Source organism: Anaerotignum propionicum (assembly GCF_024461735.1).
In the GTDB taxonomy this organism is placed as follows: domain Bacteria; phylum Bacillota; class Clostridia; order Lachnospirales; family Anaerotignaceae; genus Chakrabartyella.
Genome location: NZ_JANGAD010000018.1, coordinates 1 through 11,595, shown reverse-complemented (window position 1 = coordinate 11,595; position 11,595 = coordinate 1). Strand labels below are relative to the sequence as shown.

11 protein-coding genes are annotated in these 11,595 nt (G+C 37.6%); 2 read left to right on the top strand and 9 right to left on the bottom strand.

Translation table 11 applies throughout. The annotated features are described in order from the left end of the window. Positions 1-426: 426 nt before the first annotated feature. A complete protein-coding gene (locus tag NE558_RS14155; protein WP_256150828.1) occupies positions 427-1,287 on the bottom strand; it encodes a radical SAM/SPASM domain-containing protein in 861 nt (286 codons plus the stop codon). A 211-nt stretch (positions 1,288-1,498) separates the two neighbouring features. Here NE558_RS14155 and NE558_RS14150 point away from each other — a divergent pair, with 211 nt between their 5' ends. Beyond that, positions 1,499-1,630, top strand: coding sequence for a hypothetical protein (locus tag NE558_RS14150; RefSeq protein ID WP_256150826.1), 132 nt, complete (start codon positions 1,499-1,501; stop codon positions 1,628-1,630). Between the two features lie 149 nt (positions 1,631-1,779). Here the strand turns inward: NE558_RS14150 and NE558_RS14145 are convergent, their stop codons facing one another. After that, positions 1,780-2,022: a hypothetical protein gene (locus NE558_RS14145; RefSeq protein ID WP_256150824.1), complete on the bottom strand. Its 243-nt coding sequence runs from the start codon at positions 2,020-2,022 to the stop codon at positions 1,780-1,782. Positions 2,023-2,302: 280 nt separating this feature from the next. Here NE558_RS14145 and NE558_RS14140 point away from each other — a divergent pair, with 280 nt between their 5' ends. After that, entirely contained in the window at positions 2,303-2,515 is a 213-nt protein-coding gene (locus NE558_RS14140) for a cold-shock protein (RefSeq protein WP_066052193.1), read from the top strand. Positions 2,516-2,648: 133 nt separating this feature from the next. Here the strand turns inward: NE558_RS14140 and recG are convergent, their stop codons facing one another. The 7 genes from recG to NE558_RS14105 all read right to left on the bottom strand — a co-directional run bounded on the left by recG (position 2,649) and on the right by NE558_RS14105 (position 10,988). Continuing rightward, complete coding sequence (gene recG, locus NE558_RS14135) at positions 2,649-4,691, bottom strand: ATP-dependent DNA helicase RecG (RefSeq protein ID WP_256150823.1); 2,043 nt, start codon at positions 4,689-4,691, stop codon at positions 2,649-2,651. A 226-nt stretch (positions 4,692-4,917) separates the two neighbouring features. After that, the gene (locus NE558_RS14130; protein ID WP_256150822.1) at positions 4,918-6,597 is read right to left on the bottom strand and encodes a DAK2 domain-containing protein; all 1,680 of its coding nucleotides are present in this window, start codon (positions 6,595-6,597) and stop codon (positions 4,918-4,920) included. Between the two features lie 19 nt (positions 6,598-6,616). Continuing rightward, positions 6,617-6,973, bottom strand: coding sequence for an Asp23/Gls24 family envelope stress response protein (locus tag NE558_RS14125; RefSeq protein ID WP_066052200.1), 357 nt, complete (start codon positions 6,971-6,973; stop codon positions 6,617-6,619). Positions 6,974-7,353: 380 nt separating this feature from the next. Next, positions 7,354-8,628 (bottom strand): TRAP transporter large permease, encoded by a 1,275-nt coding sequence (locus tag NE558_RS14120; RefSeq protein WP_256150821.1) that lies wholly within the window; start codon positions 8,626-8,628, stop codon positions 7,354-7,356. After that, positions 8,625-9,134, bottom strand: a complete 510-nt coding sequence (locus tag NE558_RS14115) for a TRAP transporter small permease (protein ID WP_256150820.1) — start codon at positions 9,132-9,134, stop codon at positions 8,625-8,627. Before NE558_RS14115 ends, NE558_RS14120 begins: the two co-directional genes overlap by 4 nt. Before the next feature lie 33 nt (positions 9,135-9,167). Beyond that, positions 9,168-10,196, bottom strand: coding sequence for a TRAP transporter substrate-binding protein (locus NE558_RS14110; RefSeq protein ID WP_256150819.1), 1,029 nt, complete (start codon positions 10,194-10,196; stop codon positions 9,168-9,170). A 45-nt stretch (positions 10,197-10,241) separates the two neighbouring features. Next, positions 10,242-10,988 (bottom strand): SDR family NAD(P)-dependent oxidoreductase, encoded by a 747-nt coding sequence (locus tag NE558_RS14105; RefSeq protein ID WP_256150818.1) that lies wholly within the window; start codon positions 10,986-10,988, stop codon positions 10,242-10,244. Positions 10,989-11,595 lie beyond the last annotated feature (607 nt).

Below are 11,595 nucleotides of genomic sequence, written 5' to 3'. Positions count from 1 at the left end.
ATTTATTCAATCTTGTCAAATACTTTTTTCAATTTTTTTAAACTTTTTTGTCGCAGTTTTGCTTTTAATGAAATACGCACTTCTGCGAAAATTTGTTTAAATTTTCCAAGCTTTTCAGCAAGGAAGTTTATAGTAACATGCCATTTCTGTTCTGTCAAGGATAAACTGTTCTTTTCTGTTACTTTTTTAAATTTAATTAATCCACCTCTTCAATAAAATCTGTATAGAAAAAGCATAAAAAAAGCAAATACAAAACTTTCCACAAGAAGCCTCCTAACATATCAACATCTGGTTTGAAGATAAATAAAATGAACCTGTAATCTAAGCTCTAAGCCAAATTTTTTAGAGGTTATTATCTTCCGTCAGTTTCTACAGGTATTCTTGCATTTATATAGAAATAACAAAATCCCTTATTCCGTTTACTTGCTAAAAACGTTTTGCGTATCCACAACGACGACAAAGCTCTTCCCTCGGCTGCCTTACTGAAAAACCATCATAGAGTGCCTGCGCACGTTCACCCGATAAAATTTCAGAAAGCGGCGTTTGAAAAATATTGCCCAGTGCAATGTCGCCTCGACTATCCAAACAGCACGGCACTACTGTGCCATCACTCAAAACCCCCAGTTGATTTCTTAAGCCATGACAGAATATAGGTTGCTCCGTAGGAGCTTCATCCAAGCTGGGCCACGTAAATCGATCAGCCTTACCAAGGAAAAGTCGAGGCGCTAGGGTAGTGTTGCCACTTTCGCAAATTTTGCTCCGCGCCGCTTCTTGTGACGTTTCATCCAATCCTAATAGCCTGCACAGATCATTAAATATAGCTACATTGTCAACTTCGTCTGAACCTAAATTCCACATTCTCAGCTCACAAAATATCCTTTTTTCCGTTGCGGCAGCAACAAACATTGCCACATCCCGTAAGTAATCCTCGTTGCAATATAGGCTTCCTTCCTCCATGCTGTGCAACGACACACTTACTTTTCGTAATGCAGGTGCATTCAATAGTATTTTCTGACATTTTGCCAACAGCGTACCATTCGTAGTAATGTTTACCTGCATGTCAAAATGATGAGCCACATCCAAAATTTCTTCCAGTTGAGGATGGATCAATGGCTCGCCCAGTATGTGTAGATAAATATGCTTCGTGTAAGGCTTAGCTTGCTGAAGGATATACCCGAATTCTTCAGCACTCATAAACAGTGGAGCACGAACATTGCCAATACAAAAACTGCATGACAAATTACATACATTCGTAATTTCAATGTAAATACGAGTAAATTTTTTCATAATTTTGTCCACTTTCTTTGATTATGCTGCTAAAATATGTTTGACTTTCAAAGAAACCTAAAATGCTAAACAATCTATAAAACTTTTTATACTTTCTATTATATCATGATAGCAAACAATTACCAAACAATTGATACTTTGGTTTTTCACTAACACTTTTTCCTAAGAATAAAAACCCTATTAATATTTCATACTATAACGAGGTGATTTTATGGCTAAAACAGATGTAAAGTATGACACAAGGGAAGAGCTTCTTAAACCAAAAGGAAAAAATAAAGTCAAAGTTTTAGAACAAGGGAAAGAGATACTCCCTTTTCCGGAAATACCCAAAAAGTACAAATAAGCCAAAGTACAGCAATCTTGAAATATTTCTCTTTAAATGAGTCCCATTGATACTAAAAATTTGATGACTTTTTAGCGACTAATTTTCTGCAAAGAGGATCTTAGTCGCTAACTTTTACTACATAACTGTATTTCTGAAAAATAGAAAATTTAACGGTTATTAAACTTTTCAAATCTTTCTCTCTTAAATTCCTCTGTTCCCTTGATCTCAATGTGTTTTAACAATTGCAAATATTCATGATATCTATGTGGTCGAATTGGTCTAGAAATGGGCTCTGTTTTAAAGACCAACACTAGACATTCTCCAATTCTGGGATAATGATCGCAAAAATAATAGGATTCCAACTCATCATTCTTAATTCTCTGTTTTATTTTATTATGATATGGATACATAAGCATTACCTCAAATTTATAATAATCTATTTTTTTAAACATTCTAATATATAAAAAATTCATACCTAATTTATGGAACATAGAGAAAAATAATTTCTCCATGAATATAGGAATAAATTCTTAATTCTTATTGACAAATCGTTTTATTTATCGTACAATAAAAATGTTTCGTATATATGATTATTCGCTCTTAAATTCTAGCCGATAATTAATATCTGACTACAATTTAAGAGTTTTTTTATTATATGCCCGAGATAATTTTTTTTAGGAGGTACTGATTATGAATAACGGTACAGTAAAATGGTTTAACGCAGAAAAAGGTTTTGGATTTATTACACCTGACAACGGTGGCGATGATGTATTTGTACATTTCTCTTCCATCCAGTCCAACGGTTTCAAATCCTTGAACGAAGGTCAAAAAGTAACTTTTGACACAGAAGCTGATCCTAAGGATAAACGCAAAACACGTGCTATCAACGTTTGTGCTAACTAATTAAGCTTCCTAAGCCACCCATTTGGGTGGCTTTTTTTCTACCCTGAAAAAAGCTGCTGTTCCAAAAGTACTTTTTCAATGCCGAACTTTCGTTGAAACTGAAACTATTTTCTTATTAAGAAGTATTGGCTCTTTAAAGTTCCAATTTCCTGCCCTCCATTAATTGTGCAAATCTAACCTTTATTCCTTGATGCATCTCCAAACTTAATGTAGGATCCAACTCCAACAATTTCTCCGCAGCTTTTTGCGCTTCAATTAAAATGGGCATATCCTGATACATATTTGCAATTTTTAATTCCGGTAACCCATGCTGTCTTGTCCCAAAAAACTCACCAGGGCCACGCAGCTTTAGATCCATTTCAGAAATAACAAAACCATCTTGAGAATCTACCAAAGTCCTTAGTCGTTGTTTTGCAATTTTTGCTTTTGCGTCACTTACTAAAATACAATAAGATTTCTCACTGCCTCGGCCGACACGTCCTCTTAATTGATGTAATTGCGCCAAACCAAATCTCTCAGCATTCTCTATTAACATGATCACCGCGTTAGGCACATTGATGCCAACCTCAATTACGGTGGTAGACACTAATACATGAATTTCACCTTTTGCAAAAGCCTCCATAATCTCTTGCTTTTCCTTAGGTTTCATTTTCCCATGAACCCACGAAACAACACAATGCTTCAATTTTTGCTGCAACTCTTCCGTAAAATTTAATACAGATTGCAGTTCCAGCTTTTCGTTTTCCTCAATCATGGGACAAATAACATAAGCCTGCCTGCCTTGAGCCACTTCCTTATCAATAAAGGTATATATCCTATCATGATAATTGCTCGTCACTGCCATGGTATCTATTGTTTGTCTTCCCGGAGGTAATTCGTCAATAATTGAAACATCCAAATCTCCATATAAAATAAGTGCTAACGTTCTCGGAATGGGTGTGGCAGTCATAACTAAAATATGAGGAGCTTCTCCTTTTTGATTTAAAGCACTCCTCTGTCGAACACCAAAGCGATGCTGCTCATCGGTAATGGCCAAGCCCAGTTTGTGATATTCCACTCCCTTTTGAATCACTGCATGGGTACCAATAATCATTTCCGCCGCTCCTGAAGCTATTTTTTCTAAGGCACTTCTTTTCTCTTTTCCTGTTTGTCCACCTGTCAAAAGTACCGTTGTGATTCCCAAACCTTCAAAAATGGAAGAAAAAGATTGATAATGCTGCTGTGCCAATACCTCCGTAGGCGCCATTAAAACTGATTGGTACCCATTTTGTATGGCCCAGTAGGATGCCGCCATAGCTACTGCTGTTTTCCCGCTGCCCACATCCCCTTGTATCAGTCGATTCATCTGTTTCCCCGTTGACATATCCTCTTCAATTTCCTTCAATACCCGGCTTTGGGCATTGGTAAAATGAAAGGGCAGATATTGCTGAAACATTTCTAGAGACTTTTGTTTTTTTAATAGAATTCCATTGTTTCCCTTCTCTAGAAAAGATTTTAATGAAAACAATGCCCCCTGCAATAAAAAGAGTTCTTCAAAAACCAGCCTGCGTCTGGCATCATAGAAACTCTGCTCTGTCTTCGGGAAGTGTATTTCCTGAATAGAAAAATTGCGCTCTGCGAGTTGATATTCTTTGCGAATCCAAAGGGGAATGTACTCAGGCAAGCCTCCGCACATCAAGCCCAATGCATCCTCCATAAGTCCCCGAAGCATTTTTTGAGAAATCCCCTCTCCACTGGGGTAAACAGGAACAATGCGTCCTCCTGCAAAATGCTCTCCTATTCCTTCCCATTCAGAAACAGAAAACTCCTTACGACCATATTTTTTTTGTAATCTGCCCGTAAATAAATACCATTCTCCTGGTTTTAATGTGGTTTTCATATAGGGCTGATTATACCATAATAAGCCCACTTCTCCCGTTTCATCCATAACCTTAAGTCTAGTAAGGGCAAATCTTCCGTGTTTCATTGTTTCTCCGTTTCCCTTGCAACGGGCGATAAAAGTATTCTCCTCATCTAACTCCAGCTCATTGATTTTCGCCAGACGACTTCGATCTTTGTAGTCTCTAGGATAATGGGTTATGAGATCTTCAACGGTATAAATACCCAGTTTATTCAGCTTTTTCTCTCGTTGCTCTCCGATTCCCTTCAAACAGGAAATGGAATCTGTCCACTCCATCTCATCCCCTCTTTCGTCAATGAAAATTTTATTCAACGTAATACTCTTGTGTCAAATGATATCTTGATTGATTTTTGCTGATTCAAAATCAAAGCTGAAGTAATATTTTAACCTTAACTTCTAATGGTCTAAACTATTTCTCTTATATAGGAAGAATAGTCTCTTATCCGCTTAATAAAAATAAAACCGCAAAACCCAAATTTCAGGCTTTACGGTCTTTTTCATTTTATTCAACAGAAATGATGTAGAAATATAGAGGTTGTGCTCCGCTTTGAATTTCAACTTCACAATCAGGATAGCTTTCTGTAATAAAATCAGCAATTTCCTGTGCATCCTCTGCTGTTACATCAGCTCCGTAGTAAATGCTTACCATTTCATTTTCGTCTGTTATGGTTTGTTTCAGCACCTCTTTTGTTCCTTCTGCAACTTCCTTTGCCACAACAACAATTTCATCATTCAACATTCCCAGAATGTCACCCTCGGCAATTTCTTTATCACCAAAGTTGGTATCTCTTACCGCATAAGTAACCGAAACCGTTGAAACAGCCTGAATAGCCTCTTTCATAGCTTCCGTTATTTCCTGTGCCCCAAGACCTTCGGCATTGCAGAACATTGCGCTAATCCCTTCTGGAACAGATCTAGTGGGAACCACAAAAAGCTTTTTATCTTCACAAAGGTCTACAGCCTGTTCCGCTGCCAAAATAATATTTTTATTATTAGGCAATATGATGATATTTTCAGCATTGATTTTGTCAACTGCATTCAGAATATCTTCCGTGCTGGGGTTCATTGTCTGTCCGCCTTCAATAATCATATCCACGCCTAAATTTCTAAAAATTTCGGATAATCCTGCACCAGCAGAAATAGAAACAAACCCAATGTCTTTTTTGGGAAGATCAACCTTCTTATCATTTTGTTTGTTTTCTGCCGCTTGCACAGGTGTAGACATATTTGTGTTGAAATCAATATGATTCGTATGCTGTTCCCGCATATTTTCTATCTTCAAACCACTCAAACTGCCAATAGACAATGCCTTTTCCAAGGCTAAGCCGGGATGATCAGTATGAACGTGAATTTTTATTACTTCATCATCATTTACACATACAATAGAATCCCCAATGGTTCCTAAATAAGTTTTCAACTTTTGAACCGTGGCATCATCTGCTTGGTGTATATTGATAAAAAATTCTGTGCAATAACCAAAGGTAATATCCACATTATCAATGGATGCCAATGCACCAAAATCAACTGCTTCTGATTTTGTAGGCTCTGCTATGGAAACAGGACCCTCATCATTGATATGTTTCAAGGCACCCTCTAAAATATAGAGTAAGCCACGCCCACCTGCATCTACCACACCTGCCTGCTTTAATACAGGAAGCATTTCTGGTGTTTTCGCCAAAACCTCGTGTCCATATGCAATAATCCCTTTGAGAAATACCTCAATGTCATCTGTTTCCAATGCTAATTTTGCCCCTGCTTCCGCACAAGCTCTAGCTACTGTTAAAATCGTCCCCTCTTTTGGCTTCATAACTGCCTTATATGCAGTCAAAACACCCTTGTCTAAAGCCAAAGCTAAGTCTGTTACGCAAGCCTCTTCCAATCCTTCCAGTCCCTTGGAAAAACCGCGAAACAACTGTGAGGTAATTACACCTGAATTTCCTCTTGCTCCTCTTAATGCACCACCTGCAGCCAGCTTAGAAACTTCATCTACCCTTAAAGAGTTGCTCTTTTCTGACTCTCTTGCCGCTGCCAAAACGGTAAGGGACATATTTGTTCCAGTATCCCCATCAGGCACAGGGAAAACGTTCATCGCGTCAACTAGCTGCTTATTTGCTGTTAATTCGTTTGCCCCGGCGATAATCAATCTGCTTAAGCGCAGGCCATTCAACTTCAAAATACTCACCGATCGTTCCTCCTCATACTCAGTTGTCGACTCTGACACCGTCAACAAAGATATTCACATCTTCCACCTTAAGCCCTGCATATTCTTCAACAGAATACTTTACTGTGCTAATGATATTGTCTGCGATCGCTGAAATATTGGTGCCGTATTCTACTATAATGTGCAGATCCAAACTCACCTTGTTTTGATCCACACTCATTTTAATACCTTTTGTTAAGCTTTCCAGCTTTAGCAGCTGAACTAAGCCGTCTTTCATGTTTTTTGCTGCCATCCCCACAATGCCATAGCACTCTATCGCCGCATAACCTGCAATTCTTGCAATTACCTCATGATCAATGCTAATTACACCATATTGATTTTCTAATCTTGCTGCCATATTAACCAGCCTCCTATCCTAATCCATGAAAACCAGGGATTTTTTATTCGATTGCATAGTTAGCACTATTATACCACTTTTTCCGTATTATTTAAAGAAATATTTAAAAAACTTCCTCTTGTGGGTTCCTTTGATAAAAGAATAAAAGATATCACACCTTTATGAAAATTTTTTTAGTAATCCCCCTTCATCTTTATAGATAAAGAATAAATAAAATCCCTCTTCATATTAGAAGAAGGATTTTAGGAAGGGGTAATATCTATTGCAAAAAACCAATTTTTCAGACTATTAAACATACTACTATCCATCAAATATAAGTGAAAAAATACGAGATGAATTTTACCTTGATCGGCATAAACTATTTCATGCCGTTTTCTGCATTATTGTAAAAGACTTGGCAGCCAAAGAGTAAGCTGAGGCACAAAAGTAACAAACATTAAAACAACAATGGAAAGCAACAGCATTGGTAATATTGACTTTAACGTTTGAACAAAACTTGCCCGGGCAATTTGATTTGTCATCAACAAGCAAATCCCTACAGGTGGTGTAACCAAACCAATACATAAGTTAAAACTCATAATAATGCCAAACTGTAGAGGGTCAATTCCAAAAGCAGAAAGCAGTGGCATAAGGATTGGCGTCATCATTATAATTGCGGCATTTGCCTCCATCAGCATCCCGATAACCAAAAACAGCAGATTCAAAAGCAAAAGGATTACAACTTTGCTTGAAGTGATAGCACTAAATCCTTCTAAAACCTGTTGTGGAAAACCTGATGTTGTAACAATATAGCTGGAGGATTTTGAAAGACCGACCAACATCAAAATTGATGCTGTAGCAACCGTCCCTTCTACAAAAACTGAGAAAATCTCATTAAACTTCATATCTTTGTAGATGAAAAGACTCACAGTCAAGGAATATACAACGGCTACAGCTGCTGATTCCGTTGGTGTAAAAATACCTCCGAATATTCCCCCTAGAATGATTACAGGCATAAATAACGCCCAGATGCCATCAATAAATGTTGATGCAATTTCTTTTGGCTTCTTTTTTGGATGAGCAGGTAAATCATGCTTTCTTCCATAAAATAATGCATATATAATCAAACCGCATGCCAGCAATATTCCGGGAATTACAGATCCTACAAAAAGTTTAGAAACAGATAAGTCTGTTATGCTCGCATATACAATTAGGGTAATGGAAGGTGGTATAATTGGCCCTAAAATAGAGGCAATCCCTGCTACTGCTGCGGCAAAATGCGGCGGATATCCTTCCTCCTTCATAGCAGGAATGGTAGTTCCCCCTACTGCCGATGCCGTTGCAACCCCTGAACCTGATATTGCTCCAAATAAAGCAGAAGCCAATACCGTAACTACAGCCAAAGAACCTTTAATCCAACCAATTACAGCATTGGATATATCAATGAGCTTTCCTGTGATACTTCTAGACATTATGTTACCCGCCAGCATAAAAAATGGAATTGCCAATAAGGAGCTGGCATTCATACCAGCAAATAATTTTTGAGGCAAAACAATGAGAGGCATGTCCGCGACATTTAAGGCAACCAATGTACCTATACCCAATGCCAGATAAATAGGAATCCCCAAAAAAGACAGTCCAAGCAAAGATAGAATTACAATCAAACCGGCATTCATTGTTCATTCACCTCCCTTTTCTCTAACTCCTGAATCTGTTTAAAATTTTGCAATATTACTTCAATGGAAGTTAGAATCATAAGTACCACGCCGATTGGCATACATGCATAGGGTATGGACATAGAAATCTTTAACCCTGCGGAAATATTATTGGCCGCTGTTTGACATAGCGTTAAAGAATAGTTGAACAAAAAAATTAAAAATACAATACCTACAAAGGTTGCAATAATTGTAAATATACTTTTTACCCTTGGTTTCAACAAATTAATCAAGAAATCAATTTGTAAATGGCTGTTCCGCCTTGTGGCTATAGCTGCTGCGATCATAACATCATAAATAAATAGATACCTTGCCAGCTCCTCACTCCATGAGTTTGCAGAAGAAAAACAATAACGCAGCACTACTTGATAGACCATTACGATAATCATAGCGGCAACAGTGATGCCCAAAAATATTTTTTCTAAGGTTTCCAGCTTATCCAGAAACTTCGAATAGGCTCTAATCAATGAAATCACCTCATTATTTATCCTTTGTATAACTTACTTACTATCATCCGTCGCTTTAATTCTGTCTGCCCAGTCTTTTAAATCAGGGAAATTTTTATCGGCGAATCCATCAAAATGTTCTTTGAACTCATTCAGATCTACCTCAATTACGGTACAACCTTTTTCAATCAGCTTTTTTTCTGCCGCTGATTCTTTTTCCAACTGTTTTGCACTGACTTCTTTACCTGCATACTCAGCCGCCTCTGTTACCGCACTTTGAATGTCTTCTGGCAAGCTGTTAAAGTAATTTGAATCCATTATAAACAAATTACAGCTGTAAACATGATTGGTTTTAATCCAGTATTTACACACTTCATCAAATGCATAGTTCATTGAGTCAGCCATAGGATTTTCCTGTCCAGAAACAGTACCTTGCTGTAATGCTGTGTATGTCTCATTCATTGCCATAGGTGTAGGTGCCGCATCCATCCACTGCCAAGTTTTTAAATACATTTCAAGATTTGGGGCTCTCAGCTTAAAACCCTTAAAATCTGATACATTATGCATCTCCTTTGTTGCCGTTACAATTCTTGGTCCTCTAAAGGTTCCCCCCATTAATTTAAAACCAGAGGCTTCACCAATCTTATCTTTCATTTCCTGTCCCAAATCGCCATACCAAACCTTCATAAAATGATCATAATCACTGTAAATATAAGGCATTGCATCAATATTTGCCAAAGGCGTAAATGTTGCTAAAGTCCCAACAGACTCGCAGATAATATCAGCTACACCGTAACTTAATCCTTCAAGCACTTCGGAAGTTGATCCTAAACTCGCTCCACCATAAAGCTTAACCTGTACTCTACCGTCTGTTAGCTCCTTAATTTTATCCGCAAAAACAGCCGCTGTATCATACGCATTGTCGCCTTCCGTTGAGTTTAATGCCATCTTCCAAGTATATGTCTCTCCACTACCACCAGTTGCTGTCTCTTTTTCACTGCTACTTCCTCCACCTCCACAACCTGCCAAACAGGATGCTGCTACTGCTGATGCCAATAAACTAACTAATAAACGTTTTTTCATTTACAACTCTCCTCCTCATTTTTTAATTACTATGATAAGCTGATATCAGCCATCCATCGTTACTCCACCATCCACGTCACTAATTTCACCTGTGGCAAAACTGGAAAGATCTGATAAGTAAAACAAAATAACATTGGCAATTTCCTTGGGATCAGCACCTCGGTTCATGGGAATGGTGCTTAGGACACGCTCCTTCTTTTCTTCACTGAGAATTGATGTCATAGCCGTTAAGGTGTAACTCGGACATACTCCGTTACAAGCCACACCAAATAAAGCTCCCTCTCTAGCAATAGCCTTTGTTAGTCCAATTACACCAGCCTTTGATGCCGCGTAAGCACTTGTTCCTAATAATCCACCGCCTCTTTTTGCCGCAACAGATGCGACGTTTACAATTCTGCCATAGTTTTTGGCTTTCATTGCTGGAAATAAAACGCTAATTGTGGTATATACACTTGTAAGATTAATTGCTATCACCTTATCCCACTCTTCTTGGGTTACCTCCTCAAAGGGCACTGTACTAACAATTCCAGCATTGTTTGCTAAGCCGTGAATCTGACCAAAATCAGTGAGAATCTGGGTAAATACCGCCCTTGTCTCCTGATGATCTTGAAGATTTACTTTGTAGCAAGAAACATTATCTTGTCCCAAAGTATTCCGTAGCCCCTCTGCCTTTTCCATATTCATATCAACAATAATCGCATGCCCTCTTCCCTCCACAATGCCTTCTGTAATTGCCTTGCCAATGCCACTTGCACCACCTGTTACGATGATATTTTTTCCCATAAAATCCATTCTGCAACCTCCTATTTTATATCACATTTTGAACATGCAATATCGTATTGTGCACTCATATATCTATATTTTGAATTCAATTTTATCGTTGAATTAAACCTATCACTAAAAAAGCTTTATGTCAATGTAATCGGAATACATTTTTGACTTTCAGCAGTATGCTAATTTTTTAAATATTAAATTTCGTAACTATATATAAATTAATAATGTCATTTTGAACATATTTTCATATATTTTGCATTCAATATTAATTTTAGTTGTTTTTATATACAGTCTTTTTTGTTAAATTAAAATAGCCCTCCAGATGCATTCTGCTTCTGAAGGGCTATTTTATCCTATTCCTTGATCCTTAAAAATCATAAAGAGAACGTAATACAATTATAACAAGTGATCTTTCTTTATGTTGTTACTCTCCATATTAAAACCCTCTGCTATTTTATCTTTGCAGTTAGCTGACTACAAATTTTATAATAACGCGGGAAGTTACTTTTTTGCCTCATCACAGTAGGTTTTCTTCAACCACGAATTAAACCCGTAGTTTTCTTTTCTACAAATCATCACCACCAGCTCAGCTGGTGGTTTGCTCTGCCCCTAGAAGGGGCTTTTA

Excerpts from the sequence above, each read along its gene's own strand:
- NE558_RS14105 (WP_256150818.1), bottom strand. The coding sequence starts at position 10,988 with ATGGATTTTATGGGAAAAAATATCATCGTAACAGGTGGTGCAAGTGGC.
- NE558_RS14140 (WP_066052193.1), top strand. The coding sequence starts at position 2,303 with ATGAATAACGGTACAGTAAAATGGTTTAACGCAGAAAAAGGTTTTGGA.
- NE558_RS14150 (WP_256150826.1), top strand. The coding sequence starts at position 1,499 with ATGGCTAAAACAGATGTAAAGTATGACACAAGGGAAGAGCTTCTTAAA.
- NE558_RS14120 (WP_256150821.1), bottom strand. The coding sequence starts at position 8,628 with ATGAATGCCGGTTTGATTGTAATTCTATCTTTGCTTGGACTGTCTTTT.
- NE558_RS14145 (WP_256150824.1), bottom strand. The coding sequence starts at position 2,022 with ATGTATCCATATCATAATAAAATAAAACAGAGAATTAAGAATGATGAG.
- recG (WP_256150823.1), bottom strand. The coding sequence starts at position 4,691 with ATGGAGTGGACAGATTCCATTTCCTGTTTGAAGGGAATCGGAGAGCAA.
- NE558_RS14110 (WP_256150819.1), bottom strand. The coding sequence starts at position 10,196 with ATGAAAAAACGTTTATTAGTTAGTTTATTGGCATCAGCAGTAGCAGCA.
- NE558_RS14155 (WP_256150828.1), bottom strand. The coding sequence starts at position 1,287 with ATGAAAAAATTTACTCGTATTTACATTGAAATTACGAATGTATGTAAT.
- NE558_RS14125 (WP_066052200.1), bottom strand. The coding sequence starts at position 6,973 with ATGGCAGCAAGATTAGAAAATCAATATGGTGTAATTAGCATTGATCAT.